This window comes from Pseudomonas sp. 910_23, from assembly GCF_052850795.1.
This window is the reverse complement of record NZ_VXCZ01000019.1, coordinates 111276-126100: the sequence shown is the minus strand read 5'-3', so window position 1 is coordinate 126100 and position 14825 is coordinate 111276. Positions and strand designations below refer to the sequence as shown.

13 protein-coding genes and 4 tRNA genes are annotated in these 14825 nt (G+C 59.3%); 12 read left to right on the top strand and 5 right to left on the bottom strand.

All coding sequences use genetic code 11. The features are described from left to right. Positions 1–14: 14 nt before the first annotated feature. Positions 15–2462, bottom strand: a complete 2448-nt coding sequence (locus FW800_RS21525) for an acyl-CoA dehydrogenase (RefSeq protein ID WP_446438423.1) — start codon at positions 2460–2462, stop codon at positions 15–17. A gap of 191 nt (positions 2463–2653) precedes the next feature. Here FW800_RS21525 and FW800_RS21520 point away from each other — a divergent pair, with 191 nt between their 5' ends. The 4 genes from FW800_RS21520 (at position 2654) to FW800_RS21505 (ending at position 5831) form a co-directional block, all read left to right on the top strand. Then, the gene (locus FW800_RS21520; protein WP_446438422.1) at positions 2654–3313 is read left to right on the top strand and encodes a transglutaminase-like domain-containing protein; all 660 of its coding nucleotides are present in this window, start codon (positions 2654–2656) and stop codon (positions 3311–3313) included. A 56-nt stretch (positions 3314–3369) separates the two neighbouring features. Further along, positions 3370–3987: a glutathione S-transferase family protein gene (locus FW800_RS21515; protein ID WP_005786686.1), complete on the top strand. Its 618-nt coding sequence runs from the start codon at positions 3370–3372 to the stop codon at positions 3985–3987. 135 nt (positions 3988–4122) lie between these two features. After that, positions 4123–5055 carry an ABC transporter ATP-binding protein gene (locus tag FW800_RS21510; RefSeq protein WP_032877040.1) on the top strand — a complete coding sequence of 311 codons (933 nt, stop codon included), beginning with the start codon at positions 4123–4125 and terminating at the stop codon, positions 5053–5055. Further along, the gene (locus FW800_RS21505) at positions 5052–5831 is read left to right on the top strand and encodes an ABC transporter permease (RefSeq protein ID WP_005786689.1); all 780 of its coding nucleotides are present in this window, start codon (positions 5052–5054) and stop codon (positions 5829–5831) included. Before FW800_RS21510 ends, FW800_RS21505 begins: the two co-directional genes overlap by 4 nt. A 25-nt stretch (positions 5832–5856) precedes the next feature. Here FW800_RS21505 and FW800_RS21500 read toward each other — a convergent pair whose 3' ends face one another. Beyond that, a complete protein-coding gene (locus FW800_RS21500) occupies positions 5857–6396 on the bottom strand; it encodes a TetR/AcrR family transcriptional regulator (RefSeq protein ID WP_032877039.1) in 540 nt (179 codons plus the stop codon). Positions 6397–6486: 90 nt separating this feature from the next. Here FW800_RS21500 and FW800_RS21495 point away from each other — a divergent pair, with 90 nt between their 5' ends. From FW800_RS21495 to FW800_RS21485, 3 genes are all read left to right on the top strand, one after another. After that, positions 6487–7674 (top strand): MFS transporter, encoded by a 1188-nt coding sequence (locus tag FW800_RS21495; protein ID WP_446438421.1) that lies wholly within the window; start codon positions 6487–6489, stop codon positions 7672–7674. Positions 7675–7785: 111 nt separating this feature from the next. Next, entirely contained in the window at positions 7786–8934 is a 1149-nt protein-coding gene (locus FW800_RS21490) for a TDT family transporter (RefSeq protein WP_446438420.1), read from the top strand. A 59-nt stretch (positions 8935–8993) separates the two neighbouring features. Beyond that, positions 8994–10868 carry an MFS transporter gene (locus FW800_RS21485; protein WP_032877034.1) on the top strand — a complete coding sequence of 625 codons (1875 nt, stop codon included), beginning with the start codon at positions 8994–8996 and terminating at the stop codon, positions 10866–10868. 106 nt (positions 10869–10974) lie between these two features. Here FW800_RS21485 and sugE read toward each other — a convergent pair whose 3' ends face one another. The 3 genes from sugE to rdgC form a co-directional block, all read right to left on the bottom strand. Continuing rightward, positions 10975–11289 (bottom strand): quaternary ammonium compound efflux SMR transporter SugE, encoded by a 315-nt coding sequence (gene sugE / locus FW800_RS21480; RefSeq protein ID WP_010211634.1) that lies wholly within the window; start codon positions 11287–11289, stop codon positions 10975–10977. A gap of 112 nt (positions 11290–11401) precedes the next feature. Next, complete coding sequence (locus FW800_RS21475) at positions 11402–12361, bottom strand: bile acid:sodium symporter family protein (RefSeq protein WP_032877033.1); 960 nt, start codon at positions 12359–12361, stop codon at positions 11402–11404. Positions 12362–12527: 166 nt separating this feature from the next. After that, entirely contained in the window at positions 12528–13448 is a 921-nt protein-coding gene (gene rdgC, locus FW800_RS21470) for a recombination-associated protein RdgC (protein ID WP_003172886.1), read from the bottom strand. Between the two features lie 159 nt (positions 13449–13607). On the opposite strand from rdgC, the gene FW800_RS21465 reads away from it, so the two are divergent. The 5 genes from FW800_RS21465 to FW800_RS21445 all read left to right on the top strand — a co-directional run bounded on the left by FW800_RS21465 (position 13608) and on the right by FW800_RS21445 (position 14801). After that, positions 13608–13683: transfer RNA gene (locus FW800_RS21465), tRNA-Val, on the top strand. A gap of 19 nt (positions 13684–13702) precedes the next feature. After that, positions 13703–13779 (top strand) — tRNA-Asp (locus tag FW800_RS21460). Between the two features lie 175 nt (positions 13780–13954). Further along, positions 13955–14030 (top strand) — tRNA-Val (locus FW800_RS21455). A 19-nt stretch (positions 14031–14049) separates the two neighbouring features. Continuing rightward, a tRNA-Asp gene (locus tag FW800_RS21450) sits at positions 14050–14126 on the top strand. 306 nt (positions 14127–14432) lie between these two features. Next, positions 14433–14801 carry a putative quinol monooxygenase gene (locus FW800_RS21445; RefSeq protein ID WP_032877032.1) on the top strand — a complete coding sequence of 123 codons (369 nt, stop codon included), beginning with the start codon at positions 14433–14435 and terminating at the stop codon, positions 14799–14801. Positions 14802–14825 lie beyond the last annotated feature (24 nt).

Below are 14825 nucleotides of genomic sequence, written 5' to 3'. Positions count from 1 at the left end.
TATGACCGCCGGTATCAGCGGACTTTACCCTCAGCCTGCATCAGCTCGTCCTTGCTGAAGTCATCCACGTCGATCACCTTGCGCCGTGCCGCTTCGGCATCGCGCAGGGTTTGCGCTTCACCTTGTTGCAGCACGCCGGCATGCAAGGCGGCATCGATGGCAGACTCACCAGCAGTCGGTTTGACCTGCCCGCTTTTAAGCGCGGTATGCAGTTTTTTCTGCAACGGATGGCTGGCGCCGAGCAAATCGTAGGCATGTTGCAGAGCGCCTACTGGATCTTCCGCCGCTTGCGGTCGATAGCACCCGGCTAGCAGTTCTTCCAGGGTCGGGTCGCCCTTGGCACGACCGATTACCGCCGCCACTTCGGCACCCAGTGCATCGGAGGGCCCGGTATGCCGACGCCCGAACGGGAATACGATCACCCGCAGCAGGCAGCCGAGTACCTTGTTCGGGAAGTTGCTCAGCAGTTCATCCAGTGCGCGTTCCGATTCACCTAGGCTCTCTTCCATGGCCCAGGCAAACAGCGGCTCCAGATGGTCTGGCGAATCCAGGTCGTGATAACGCTTGAGCGCTGCGGACGCCAGGTACATATGGCTCAGTACATCACCCAGGCGGGCGGACAGGCGTTCGCGGCGCTTGAGCTCACCACCCAGCAGCATCATGCTCAGGTCGGCCAGCAGGGCAAATGCAGCCGCCTGGCGGTTCAGGGCGCGGAAGTAGCCCTGGCTCAAACGGTTGCCGGGGGCTTTTTCGAAATGGCCGAAGCCCAGGTTCAGCACCAGGGTGCTGGCGGCGTTGCTCACGGCAAAACCGATGTGTTGCATTAGCAGGCCGTCGAACTCTTTCAACGCCTGGTCATGGTCTTCGCGACCGGCCAGGGCCATCTCCTTGAGCACGAAAGGATGGCAGCGAATTGCACCCTGGCCGAAGATCATCAGGTTGCGCGAGAGAATATTCGCGCCTTCCACGGTGATGAAGATCGGCGCACCTTGCCAGCTGCGGCCCAGGTAGTTGTTAGGGCCCATGATGATGCCCTTGCCACCGTGCACATCCATGGCGTGGCTGATGCACTCGCGGCCACGCTCGGTGAGGTGATATTTGAGGATCGCCGACAACACCGAGGGCTTCTCCCCAAGGTCAACGGCATTGGCGGTGAGCATACGCGCGCTGTCCATCAGCCAGGCATTGCCGCCGATGCGCGCCAGGGCTTCCTGGATACCTTCGAAGGCTGACAGTGGCACATTGAACTGCTCGCGCACCTGCGCGTATTGCCCGGTCACCAGGCTGGTGAACTTGGCGGCGCCGGTGCCGACGGCAGGCAGGGAGATCGAGCGGCCTACCGACAGGCAGTTCATCAGCATCATCCAGCCTTTGCCGAGCATTTCCTGGCCACCGATCAGGTATTCCAGGGGAATGAACACGTCCTTGCCGGAGTTGGGGCCGTTCATGAAGGCAGCGCCGAGGGGCAGGTGACGACGGCCTATTTCTACGCCGGGCGTATCGGTTGGAATCAGCGCGAGGCTGATGCCCAGGTCTTCTTCTTCGCCCAGCAGGTGGTCTGGGTCATGAGCCTTAAACGCCAGGCCGAGCAAGGTCGCGACCGGGCCAAGGGTGATGTAGCGTTTTTCCCAGTTCAGACGCAGGCCGAGGGTTTCCTTACCTTGCCATTCGCCTTTGCAGATCACCCCGGTGTCGGGCATGGCGCCTGCATCGGAACCGGCCAGCGGGCCGGTGAGGGCAAAGCACGGGATGTCGTCGCCACGCGCCAGGCGCGGAAGGTAGTGGTTGCGTTGTTCTTCGGTGCCGTAGTGCAGCAGCAACTCGGCCGGGCCCAGGGAATTGGGGACCATCACGGTGGACGCAAGGTCACCGCTGCGGGTCGCAAGCTTCATCGCAACCTGAGAGTGCGCATAGGCAGAGAAGCCCTTGCCGCCATACTCCTTGGGAATGATCAGGGCGAAGAATCCGTGGGTCTTGATGTGCTCCCAGGCCGCTGGCGGCAGGTCCATGGCTTGACCGATCTCCCAGTCGCTGACCATGGCGCAGAGTTCTTCGGTGGGGCCGTCGATGAAGGCCTGTTCTTCTTCGGTCAATTGAACCTTGGGGTAGGCCAGCAATTTATCCCAGTCGGGGCGCCCGCTGAACAGTTCGCCGTCCCACCAGACGGTGCCGGCATCGATCGCATCGCGTTCGGTCTCGGACATCGGTGGCAGTACTTTCTGAAACCAGCTGAACAGCGGCTTGGTGAAGTATTGGCGGCGCAGGTCAGGCAGCAGCAACGGCGCGGCCACCACGGCGATGAGCACCCAGAAGATCAGCAGCAGCCAGCCCGGCGCGTGGCTCCAGGCGCCCATCGCCAGCAGGTAGACGGCGACCACGCCCAGGGCGGGCAGGGGGGCAGTTCGGCGGTGTGCCAGGTAGGCAATGCCGACCACCAGCACCAGTATCCACAACAACAGCATATGCAATCCTCCGTGAAACCAGGGGCGAAACCACCAGGGAGCTTAGTCCGCATCCGAACAAGCCGGGTGATCAGGGTGTTACAAGTTGTACTGGGGATACCCATCAGCAGGCGCCGACATTTGGCGTAATCGTCGTTATCTCTGTGGCAGGCCTGTCGTTAAACTCCAGGCTCACTTCGGAGATCAAGCTTATGAATGCGTACTTGAGTCCCAGCCGCTTCATCGATAGTGACCACCCTGCGGTGGTGGAGTTCGCCGAAAAACATCGCGGAACCCGCACGGATTTAAGTGACCAGGCAGTCAGTCTTTATTACGCCGTACGTGAGGCGATTCGCTACAACCCCTACACCTTCAGCCGCGACCCCAACACATTGAATGCCAGCTTCGCACTGGCTGCCGGCGAAAGCTATTGCGTGCCCAAGGCCACCTTGCTGGCCGCCTGCGCCCGTCACTGTGGCATCCCCGCGCGCATTGGCCTGGCAGACGTGCGCAACCACCTGTCCACACCGCGCCTGCTTGCCCTGCTCAAAAGTGACGTGTTCGCCATGCACGGTTATACCGAGCTGTACCTGAACGGCCGCTGGGTCAAAGCGACTCCGGCGTTCAATCAGCAACTGTGCGACGTGTTTGATGTGCCGCCACTGGAATTCGATGGCTTGCATGACAGTGTCTTCCACGCGTTCAATCGCCAGGGCCGTCGCTCAATGGAATATGTGATGGATCACGGGCAATTTGTTGACGTCCCCGAGGCATTCTTTTTCGCGCATATCCGCCAGTGTTACCCGCACTTGTTTGCCGACAGTGCACCGACCCTGCTGGGCGATCTGCAGGACGATTTAAGCCGTGGCTGATCCGGCGTATGCTGCTGCCTTCATCCAGCCAAGTTCATCCACAATAAGGCGCGGTCATGCTGAAAATCTGGGGTCGTAAAAATTCATCAAACGTCAGGAAAGCACTGTGGTGCGCCGAGGAACTCGGCCTGGACTATGAGGCAATTGATGCGGGCGGGGCTTTTGGTGTGGTCGACACCCCGCAATATCGGGCCCTGAACCCCAATGGCCGGGTGCCGATGATCGAAGATGGCGATTTTGTGCTGTGGGAATCCAACACCATCGTGCGCTACCTGTGCGCCAAACAGGCATCGGACTTCTACCCCAGCGACCTGCAAGCCCGGGCGAATGCCGAAAAGTGGATGGACTGGACCACCTCCACGCTCGCCGACCCGTTCAAGGCGGTGTTCTGGGGGATCGTGCGCACCCCGGCTGACAGGCAAAACTGGGACAGTATCAATGCCGGGCGCCAAGCCTGTATCGACGCGCTCAAAACCGTCGACCAGGCCCTTGCCGAGCAACCCTACCTGTCCGGTCAGGCGTTCGGCATGGGTGATATCCCTCTGGGTTGCTTCATCTATGCCTGGTTCGAGATGCCCATCGAGCGGCCGGCAATGCCCCATCTGGAGGCCTGGTACCAGCGCCTGCAACAGCGCCCGGCGTATCGCAAAGCGGTGATGACCGCGTTGACTTAATACACACTATTAATACGGGTGACTGTACTTGTGCGGCATGGGCAAGCACCATGCCTGCATTGCATCGTCGGTTGAACTACCTGCGCTGTGCCCTCATCTATTCTTTCTATTCCCTTCTTTGGTGCGTATTCCGATATGAGTTCCGCTCTGTCCATCCGGCAGCTAACCAAAACCTACGGCAACGGTTTCCAGGCCCTGAGTGGTATTGATCTGGACGTCGCCGAAGGTGATTTCTTCGCCTTGCTCGGCCCCAACGGCGCCGGCAAATCCACCACCATCGGCATTCTCTCCACCCTGGTCAACAAGACCAGCGGCACGGTGAACATCTTCGGCCACGACCTGGACAAGTCCCCGGCGGCGCTCAAGCGCTCCATCGGTGTGGTGCCCCAGGAATTCAATTTCAACCAGTTCGAAAAGACCTTCGACATTGTTGTGACCCAGGCTGGCTATTACGGCATCCCGGCGAAAATCGCCAAGGAACGCGCCGAGCAGTACCTGACCCAACTGGGCCTGTGGGACAAGCGCGATGTGCCTTCGCGCTCGTTGTCCGGCGGCATGAAGCGGCGCCTGATGATCGCCCGTGCGCTGGTGCATGAGCCGCGTCTGCTGATCCTCGACGAACCCACCGCAGGTGTGGACATCGAACTGCGTCGCTCGATGTGGACCTTCCTCACCGAGCTGAACGAGAAAGGAATCACCATCATCCTCACCACTCATTACCTGGAAGAGGCTGAGCAGTTGTGCCGCAACATCGGCATCATCGACCACGGCACCATTGTCGAGAACACCAGCATGCGCAACCTGCTGGGCCAGTTGCATGTGGAAACCTTCCTGCTCGACCTGAAGAACAATCTGTCGGTGGCGCCGCACCTGCTGGGTTACCCAAGCCGCCTGGTAGATAGCCACACCCTGGAGGTGCAGGTGGACAAAGCCATGGGCATCACCGCGCTGTTCACCCAGCTGGCGACTCAGAACATCGAAGTGTTGAGCCTGCGTAACAAAACCAATCGCCTTGAGGAGTTGTTTGTGTCCCTGGTGGAGAAAAATCTGGCGAAGGTGGCGGTATGAGTTCCGAACTGCAACCCAACCTTGTCGCGCTGCAAACCATCGTTTATCGCGAAGTGAAACGCTTTACCCGGATCTGGCCGCAGACCCTGCTGCCGCCGGCGATCACCATGGTTCTGTATTTCGTGATCTTCGGTAACCTGATTGGCCGGCAGATTGGCGACATGGGCGGTTTCACCTACATGGAGTACATCGTGCCGGGCTTGATCATGATGTCGGTGATCACCAACTCCTACGGCAACGTGGTCTCCAGTTTCTTCGGCAGCAAGTTCCAGCGCTCCATCGAAGAACTCATGGTCTCGCCGGTGTCACCGCACACCATCCTGATCGGCTATACGCTGGGCGGTGTGCTGCGTGGCCTGATGGTCGGGGTGATCGTGACGCTGCTGTCACTGTTCTTTACCCACCTGCAAGTGCATCACCTTGGGGTCACCATTCTGGTGGTGGTGCTCACGGCGACGATTTTCTCGCTGCTGGGCTTTATCAACGCCGTGTTCGCGCGCAACTTCGATGATATTTCGATCATCCCGACGTTCGTGCTGACGCCGCTTACCTACCTGGGCGGGGTGTTCTATTCCATTACCTTGCTGCCGCCGTTCTGGCAGACCGTGTCGCTGGCCAACCCGGTGCTGCATATGGTCAACGCCTTCCGCTACGGCATTCTGGGCGTGTCGGATATCAAGATCAGCGTAGCGATCACCTTTATGATCGTGGCGACCGTGGTGCTGTATATCGGTTGTGCCCGGCTGCTGGTGAGTGGGCGCGGGATGCGTACATAAGTACTGAGCTTAATGCAGTAGGTTTTTAGTTTTTCAGGGCCAGCTCTATCAGGGCATGCAGTTCTTCAACCGCCAAAGGCTGGGCCGAAAACAGAATACGAAACACCGTCGGCGCCGCGAGCAGGTTGATCAGCCGGTCGACGCTCGGTGGCGCTGATAGCGGATAGCGATCAACCATCACCTGCAACTGCCCGCTCAGGATGCTCACGCAATACCCCGGCGTTGGGCTGCTTTGCACGTCGCGCATCATATTGCGCCCAACGTCCGAACTCATCTCATCCAGATATTGCTCAGCCCAGGCTTGCAGGTCGCCGCGCAGGCTACCGGTGTTGGCCGGTTCGGTATCAGGGCGCATACGTGCCAGGGCGACGTCGGCGAGCAGTACTGACAGGTCGCCCCAGCGCCGGTAAATGGTCGACGGCGTGACGCCTGCGCACGCCGCAATCATTGGCACGGTGACACCGGAACGCTCATGGGTTTCCAGCAATTGGCGCACCGCCCTGTGGACGGATTCTTGTACCCGGGCACTACGGCCCCCCGGGCGGAGGCCTTCTTTGATTGCCATGGCTAAAACCTTAACACAAAGAATTTGCTTTAAGCGTCAGCGAGTAGCACACTCCACAAAAGCAAAATATTAGCTTTAGCGGAGTGTGCCATGATCAGCGTCAATTCCCAGCGGTCCAGCCTGACGTTCCTCGTGATCACAGTGTTGACCTTTCTCGCCGCCTCCAGCGCGCCGACGCCGTTGTACCAGGTGTATCAGGACAACCTGCATTTTTCGGCCGCGATGCTGACGGCTATCTTTGGCGTCTATGCCCTAAGCCTGTTGGCGGCACTGCTGACGGTGGGCTCGCTTTCCGATTACCTGGGGCGCAAGCCGGTGATCTTTGCCGCGTTGCTGCTGAATATCGTAGCGATGCTGCTGTTTATCAACGCGGACAGTACGGTCTATCTGCTCGCTGCACGTGCATTACAGGGTTTTGCGACCGGTACTGCCACAGCAGTGCTGAGTGCGACGCTGCTCGATACTGACCGGGTGCGCGGCCCGATGCTCAACAGCCTTGCGCCGATGCTGGGCATGGCCAGTGGCGGGCTGGGTAGCGGTTTGCTGGTGGAGTACGCGCCACGGCCGACGCAATTGATCTATCTCACTCTGCTGGGTTTGATGGTGCTGCAGGCCGTGTATGTCTGGCGGTTGTCCGAGACGGTCAGTCGTATACCGGGGGCCTTGAAGTCCCTGGCGCCCACCCTGCATGTGCCACCGCAAGCGCGTCGGGCCTTGTGGTTGGCGATGCCGTTGAATGTGGCGGTATGGGCGCTGGGTGGGTTCTTTTCTTCTTTGGCGCCTTCGCTGGTGCGGGTCGCCACCGGGTCGACCTCGCATTTGATCGGCGGGGGGCTGGTCGCGGTGGTCACGTTAAGTGGCGCGGTCATGATCTACAGCCTGCGCAACCGTGCGGCTGACAAGGTCATGCGCCTGTCGGCGGCGCTGCTGGCCGTCGGCATGGGGCTGTTGCTGGTTGCCGTACAGACGGCCAGCCTGTGGTTGTTCTTTGTCGCCAGTGTGATCGCCGGCTTTGGTTTCGGCGGCGGCTTTATGGGCAGCGTGCGCAGTATCGTCGGGTTGGCGTTGCCCCATGAGCGCGCGGGGTTGATGTCGGCATTCTATGTACTGAGCTACCTGGCATTCTGCGTACCGGCGTTGGTGGCGGGCAATCTGAGCCGGGAGTTTGGCCTTATCGTCACCACCGATGGCTACGCTGCGGTCCTCATCCTGTTGGCGTTGGGGGCTCTAGGCGGGCAGTTATGGCAGGGCTCTGCGCGGAGCAGGGCAGCTGCGTAGGCAAGGCATATATCTATAAAGTAGATAACAGTTAGAGATATTACCCGTTATATAGATATTCATTCAGGTTCTACCATGGCCTCAACCTCATGCGAGGAAGAGGATCAAATCATGACCTGCTCGACCACCCACCGTTACAAACCTTTCAGCCACCTGACCCGTCCCCGGGAAGTGATTCGCCAGTTCACCCCGAACTGGTTTGCCGCCACCATGGGCACCGGGGTGCTGGCGCTGGCCCTGGCTCAGTTGCCGGTCACTTTGCCAGGCTTGCACGCTGCCGCTGAAGGCCTGTGGATGTTCACCATCGGCCTGTTCGTGTTGTTCAGCGTGTTGTATGCCGCCCGTTGGGTGATGTTTTTCCACGAGGCGCGGCGCATTTTCGGGCACTCCACGGTTTCGATGTTCTTCGGCACCATCCCCATGGGGCTGGCGACCATTCTCAACGGATTGCTGTTGTTCGGCCTGCCACGTTGGGGCAGTGATGTCATCCCGTTGGCCGAAGCCCTGTGGTGGCTGGACGTGGCCATGTCCCTGGCCTGCGGCGTACTCATCCCGTTCATGATGTTCACCCGCCAGGAGCACAGCATCGACCAGATGACCGCCGTCTGGCTGTTGCCCGTGGTGGCGGCCGAAGTGGCGGCGGCCAGCGGCGGCTTGCTCGCGCCGCACCTGGCCGATGCCCATGCGCAACTGGTGATGCTGGTGACCAGCTACGTACTATGGGCGTTTTCCCTGCCGGTGGCGTTCAGCATCCTGACCATCCTGATGCTGCGCATGGCCTTGCATAAATTGCCCCACGCCAATATGGCGGCGTCGAGCTGGTTGGCGCTGGGGCCGATTGGTACCGGTGCCTTGGGCATGTTGCTGTTGGGGGGCGATGCGCCAGCGATCTTCGCCGCCAATGGCCTGGAGAATGTCGGTGAAATGGCCCATGGCCTGGGCCTGATTGCAGGTATCACCCTATGGGGTTTTGGCCTGTGGTGGATGTTGATCGCGGTGCTGATCACCCTGCGTTACCTGCGCGCCGGGATCCCGTTCAACCTGGGCTGGTGGGGCTTCACCTTCCCGCTGGGGGTTTACGCCTTGGCCACGCTGAAACTGGCGAACGTGTTGCATTTGGGGTTCTTCAGCATCTTCGGCAGTGCGCTGGTGGTGGCGTTGGCGTTGATGTGGCTGATCGTGGCCAAGCGCACCGTGCAGGGGGCGTATAAAGGCGAGCTTTTTGTTTCGCCCTGCATTGCAGGACTAGCGAATAAGTAAGCAGGATTAGGTAAAGTCGTGGCCTGATAAATAAAGGCCACGCAGGAACACGGACGACGATGAGCCATCCTTCCCAATTCACCTTGCTGCGCACGCGGCGTTTCTTGCCGTTTTTCATCACCCAGTTACTGGGCGCGTTCAATGACAACATCTTCAAGCAATCGCTGATCCTGGCCATCCTTTACAAGCTCAGCATCGAGGGCGACCGCTCTATCTGGGTCAACCTGTGCGCCTTGTTGTTTATCCTGCCGTTCTTCCTCTTCTCGGCGTTGGCCGGGCAGTTTGGCGAGAAATTCAACAAGGACGCGTTGATCCGTGCGATCAAGATCGGCGAGATCGTGATCATGGCCGTCGGCGCGGCGGGCTTCCTGACCAATCATCTTGAATTGATGCTGTTGGCGCTGTTTGCCATGGGCACCCACTCGGCGCTGTTCGGCCCGGTGAAGTACTCGATCATGCCTCAGGCATTGCACGACGACGAGCTGGTCGGCGGTAACGGCCTGGTGGAAATGGGCACGTTCCTGGCGATCCTGGCCGGCACCATTGGTGCCGGGATCATGATGTCTTCCACCCATTACGCGCCGGTGGTGGCGGTGGCGATTGTCGGCGTGGCGGTGCTGGGCTACCTTGCCAGCCGCAGCATCCCGCGCGCGGCGGCTTCGACGCCGCAACTGCGCCTGGACTGGAATATCTTCACCCAGTCCTGGGCGACGTTGCGCATGGGCCTGGGGCAGACGCCGGCGGTGTCGCGTTCCATTGTCGGCAACTCGTGGTTCTGGTTTGTCGGTGCGATCTATCTCACGCAAATCCCGGCGTACGCCAAGGAGTGGTTGTACGGCGACGAAACCGTGGTGACCCTGATCCTCACTGTGTTTTCCGTGGGCATCGCCCTGGGCTCGATGCTCTGCGAAAAGCTTTCCGGGCGTAAGGTGGAAATCGGCCTGGTGCCGTTCGGCTCGTTTGGCCTGACGGTGTTCGGCCTGCTCCTGTGGTGGCACTCCGGCGGCTTCCCGCAGAACGTCCAGGCCAACGATTGGCTCGCGGTGCTCAGCTACGGCCAGGCCTGGTGGGTGTTGTTCGATATCCTCGGCCTGGGCGTATTCGGTGGCTTCTATATTGTGCCGCTGTATGCGCTGATCCAATCGCGCACCGCCGAGAACGAACGGGCACGGGTTATCGCGGCCAACAACATTCTCAACGCATTGTTCATGGTGGTCTCGGCCATCGTTTCGATCCTGCTGTTGAGCGTGGCCAAGCTGTCGATCCCCGAGTTGTTCCTGGTGGTGTCGCTGCTCAATATTGCGGTCAACACCTACATCTTCAGGATCGTCCCCGAATTCACCATGCGCTTCATGATCTGGCTGCTCAGCCATTCCATGTACCGCGTGGAGCATCGCAACCTGGAGGCTATTCCGGATGAAGGCGCGGCGTTGCTGGTGTGCAACCATGTGTCGTTTGTCGATGCGCTGTTGATCGGCGGCGCGGTGCGTCGGCCGATTCGCTTTGTCATGTACTACAAGATCTACCGTTTGCCGGTACTCAACTTTATCTTCCGCACCGCCGGGGCGATTCCGATTGCCGGGCGCCATGAGGATATGCAGATCTACGAACAGGCGTTCGCGCGGATCGCCCAGTATCTGAAGGAAGGTGAGTTGGTGTGCATCTTCCCGGAAGGCAAGCTGACGGCCGATGGCGAGATCAATGAATTTCGTGGTGGGGTGACGCGCATTCTGGAGGAGACACCGGTGCCGGTGATTCCGATGGCGTTGCAGGGGCTGTGGGGGAGTTTCTTCAGTCGCGATCCGCACAAGGGCTTCTTTCATCGGATCTGGTCGCGGGTGGTGTTGGTGGCGGGTGAGCCGATTGTTGTGGAGGCGGCAACGCCAGTGCAGTTGCAGGCAGTAGTGGGTGGTTTGCGGGGGAGTGTCAGGTAGTTTTCGTTGTTTGTCAGGGCCTCATCGCAGGCAAGCCAGCTCCCACCTTTTGAATTGTGAATACAGTCAAATGTGGGAGCTGGCTTGCCTGCGATAGCGTAGTGGCTTAAGTGGAAATTTTGAGCCCAATCAGCCCGCAAATAATCAACGCCACACTCGCCAACCGAAACAACGCCATGGACTCCCCAAACAGGATAATCCCGGCAATCACAGTGCCCACGGCACCTACGCCTGTCCAGATCGCATAGGCGGTGCCCAGCGGCAGCTCTTTCATGGCCAGCCCCAGCAACCCAAGGCTGACGGCCATGGCGGCAATCGTCAGGGCGGTGGGCAGTGGCTTGCTGAAACCGTCGGTGTATTTCAGGCCGACGGCCCAGCCAACTTCAAACAACCCGGCAAAAAACAGAATGATCCAGGACATGATGACCTCGCTTCTACAAAGTGGGGTCGTCCCCTGGTAAGCGCTTGATAGCGTCGCGAGGTCGTCCTCGCGAAGCTTGGTAGAGTGCCGAAAATGGATCAGGCGATCAAGCTTACGGGGCGGTTTCCAGGGCGCGACGGTCTTCCTTTTCGCTCATGCGGCGGAAATACGTCGACAGCAATGCGCCGGAAATATTGTGCCAGACACTGAACAACGCACTGGGAACCGCCGCCAGCGGCGAAAAGTGCGCACTGGCCAGCGCGGCACCCAGCCCGGAGTTCTGCATGCCCACTTCCAGGGCCAACGACTTGCGTTGCGCCAAGGGCAATTTGAACAGGCGCCCGGTGAAATAGCCCAGCAGGTAACCGAAGCTGTTGTGCAGCATCACCACCGCCATGATCAGCAGGCCCGATTCGGCGATCTTCGCCTGGCTTGCGGCAACCACTGCCGCGACGATGATCACAATACTGACCACCGACACCAGCGGCAGCACGTCCACCGCATGACGAACCCGCTCGCCCAGCACCCGTTGCGCCACCACGCCGAGCACAATCGGCAGCAGCACCACTTGCAGGATCGACCAGAACAGCTCCATGAACGATACCGGCAGCCAGGCCGAGGCCAGTAGCCAGATCAACGCAGGTGTGAGCAGTGGGGCGAGGAGGGTGGTGACGGCGGCAATCGCCACCGACAACGCCAGGTCGCCGCGGGCCAGCCAGGTCATCACGTTGGACGAGGTGCCGCTTGGGCAGCAGCCGACCAGGATCACGCCGACGGCAATTTCCGGCGGCAGGTGAAAGACCTGGCACAACAACCATGCCACGCCCGGCATGATCACAAAATGCGCGACCACGCCCAAGGCCACGCGCCATGGATGGCGAGCGACTTCGGCGAAGTCTTCAAGTTTCAAGGTCAGCCCCATGCCGAACATCACCAGGCCCAGCAGCGGGACGATGGCGCTTTTCAGGCCGATGAACCAGCTGGGTTCGAGGAAGGCGAGCACGGCAAATATCAACACCCAGTAGGCGAAGGTATTGCCGACGAAGCGGCTCAAGGCAGCGAGTGCACGCATGGGGATGTCCTTGTTATTAGAGTGTTGAATAGGGCGACGCGATCAAATGTGGGAGCTGGCTTGCCTGTGATAGCGGTGTATCAGTCGGCACTACTCTGGCTGACACTCCGTTATCGCAGGCAAGCCAGCTCCCACACTGACCGTGCCCACATTGGATCGGTGTTGTTTAGATGCCCTGTGGGGTTTCTTCCCCGCCCAGCGCTTCCACCAACGCCGGCAGGAACTCACCGAAGGTCAGCATCATCAAGGTAAAGCTGGCATCCAGTTGGCCCAGGGCTTCGTCGCCGCCGTCCTGTTCCGCCTGGTCTTGCAGCAGGTCTTCGAATTTCAGGCGTTTGACGGTCATCTTGTCATCGAGCATGAAGGACAGCTTGTCCTGCCACGCCAAGGACAGTTGGGTCACGACCTTGCCGGTGGTCAGGTGCAGTTGGATCTCTTCGCCGGTCAGGTCCTGGCGCTTGCAGCGCACGATGCCGCCGTCTTCATGGGTGTCGCGCAGTTCGCATTCGTCGAGGACGAAGAAGTCATCGGCCGGTTTCTGGGTAGTGACCCAGTCGGTCATGATTGCGGTCGGTGCGGTTTTTACCGTCAGCGGACGGACGGGCAGGGTGCCGATCACTTCACGCAAGGTCGACAGCAGATCTTCGGCACGCTTGGGACTGGCCGAGTTGACCAGGATCAGGCCCTGTTTCGGCGCGATCGCAGCAAAGGTCGACGAGCGACGAATAAAGGCACGCGGCAGGAAGGCCTGGATGATTTCATCCTTGATCTGGTCGCGCTCCTTCTTATAGACCTTGCGCATTTGCTCGGCTTCGATCTCTTCGACTTTCTCTTTCAGTGCGTCACGCACCACGCTACCTGGCAGGATGCGTTCTTCCTTGCGCGCGGCGATCAGCAAAAAATCTCCGCTGACGTGAACCAGGGGAGCGTCTTCACCTTTACCGAAGGGTGCGACGAAACCGTAAGTGGTCAACTCCTGGCTTGCACACGGGCGCGCCAGCTTGGTGGCCATGGCCGCTTCCAACGCCTCGGCATCAACAGGCAGATCTTGGGTCAGGCGATAGATAAGCAGGTTCTTGAACCACATGGGGTGAGTCTCTCCTCTATACAAAGGGGGGCATTATTCTCTTGATCACGCCGTAGGCCAACCCTGCCTAAGCCATTGGAAGGGCTGAAAAAAAAGATTTAAGAAAGTGCTTGCCAGACATGGGGTCGCTACGTAGAATGCGCGCCACACCGAAACGAAGGGTGATTAGCTCAGCTGGGAGAGCATCTGCCTTACAAGCAGAGGGTCGGCGGTTCGATCCCGTCATCACCCACCATTCGCTTCATGTGTTACGCGCAGCGGTAGTTCAGTCGGTTAGAATACCGGCCTGTCACGCCGGGGGTCGCGGGTTCGAGTCCCGTCCGCTGCGCCATATTCGGTCACCTGGAACGCTGAACGCCAGGTCACCACAGAAAGCCCGCTTAATCGCGGGCTTTTCTTTGTCCGGAATATGGCAAAAAATCGTACGCGGAACTTTTTTAAATAAATTGCATTTAAATCAAGACATTACGATTTTTTGGTGTATGATGCGCCCACACCGAAACGAAGGGTGATTAGCTCAGCTGGGAGAGCATCTGCCTTACAAGCAGAGGGTCGGCGGTTCGATCCCGTCATCACCCACCATTCGCTTCAAGTGTTACGCGCAGCGGTAGTTCAGTCGGTTAGAATACCGGCCTGTCACGCCGGGGGTCGCGGGTTCGAGTCCCGTCCGCTGCGCCATATTTTGCTTCCAGGCCCACTGAACACCTGGAAACTACGAACAAAGCGGCCATTGGCCGCTTTTTTTGTGCCCGGATTTTTTCTCGCCGTTCCTCTCCAACCATAGCGTTCGCTCGCCCATCCTAGCGTCCTCATCGTCTTATTTGGGTCGCCAATCCTGCGCTGTCAATCGTCACGCCTCCAGGGTTCGTGCGCAGCCTTTATCCCTATTGAAGAACCTTGTCAATCCTAAGTGCTGATAGGAGTGCCAGTTCGTCTTGCTGCGGTAAGGTCTCGTGGACATTGGTTCTAACGGAACGGCCGAAGATGAATCGCACCTGCATGGCCATGCCTTATTTCGAAATCCCCGAACGTCACCTTGAAGCGTTCAAGGCGTATTGCGCCGTGTTTATCGAAAAGACCTCTAAAGAGCCCGGATGCCTGTACTACGGTTTCAGCTTCAATGGCACCCAAGGCCATTGCCGGGAGGTCTACAGCGATGCCCAAGGGCTTTTGAACCACTTGGTCAATATCGCTGAGCTGAATTCCGAGGCGTTTCACCTGGCTTCAATTGTTCGCTATGAAGTGCATGGGCCCCGAGAGGAGCTGGACAAGTTACGTGGCCCCCTGGCGTTTATGAAGCCGCAGTTCTTCGAACTGGAACAGTGTTTCAGCCGACCGTCTGTGGTGGCGTGAACCCGATGTATCTACAAGAGGCCT

What these genes read in the sequence shown, in the direction of transcription:
- FW800_RS21490 (WP_446438420.1), top strand. Translation starts at nt 7,786, where the DNA reads ATGACCTGCTCGACCACCCACCGTTACAAACCTTTCAGCCACCTGACC.
- sugE (WP_010211634.1), bottom strand. Translation starts at nt 11,289, where the DNA reads ATGTCCTGGATCATTCTGTTTTTTGCCGGGTTGTTTGAAGTTGGCTGG.
- FW800_RS21510 (WP_032877040.1), top strand. Translation starts at nt 4,123, where the DNA reads ATGAGTTCCGCTCTGTCCATCCGGCAGCTAACCAAAACCTACGGCAAC.
- FW800_RS21485 (WP_032877034.1), top strand. Translation starts at nt 8,994, where the DNA reads ATGAGCCATCCTTCCCAATTCACCTTGCTGCGCACGCGGCGTTTCTTG.
- FW800_RS21445 (WP_032877032.1), top strand. Translation starts at nt 14,433, where the DNA reads ATGAATCGCACCTGCATGGCCATGCCTTATTTCGAAATCCCCGAACGT.
- FW800_RS21495 (WP_446438421.1), top strand. Translation starts at nt 6,487, where the DNA reads ATGATCAGCGTCAATTCCCAGCGGTCCAGCCTGACGTTCCTCGTGATC.
- FW800_RS21500 (WP_032877039.1), bottom strand. Translation starts at nt 6,396, where the DNA reads ATGGCAATCAAAGAAGGCCTCCGCCCGGGGGGCCGTAGTGCCCGGGTA.
- rdgC (WP_003172886.1), bottom strand. Translation starts at nt 13,448, where the DNA reads ATGTGGTTCAAGAACCTGCTTATCTATCGCCTGACCCAAGATCTGCCT.
- FW800_RS21525 (WP_446438423.1), bottom strand. Translation starts at nt 2,462, where the DNA reads ATGCTGTTGTTGTGGATACTGGTGCTGGTGGTCGGCATTGCCTACCTG.
- FW800_RS21505 (WP_005786689.1), top strand. Translation starts at nt 5,052, where the DNA reads ATGAGTTCCGAACTGCAACCCAACCTTGTCGCGCTGCAAACCATCGTT.
- FW800_RS21475 (WP_032877033.1), bottom strand. Translation starts at nt 12,361, where the DNA reads ATGCGTGCACTCGCTGCCTTGAGCCGCTTCGTCGGCAATACCTTCGCC.
- FW800_RS21520 (WP_446438422.1), top strand. Translation starts at nt 2,654, where the DNA reads ATGAATGCGTACTTGAGTCCCAGCCGCTTCATCGATAGTGACCACCCT.
- FW800_RS21515 (WP_005786686.1), top strand. Translation starts at nt 3,370, where the DNA reads ATGCTGAAAATCTGGGGTCGTAAAAATTCATCAAACGTCAGGAAAGCA.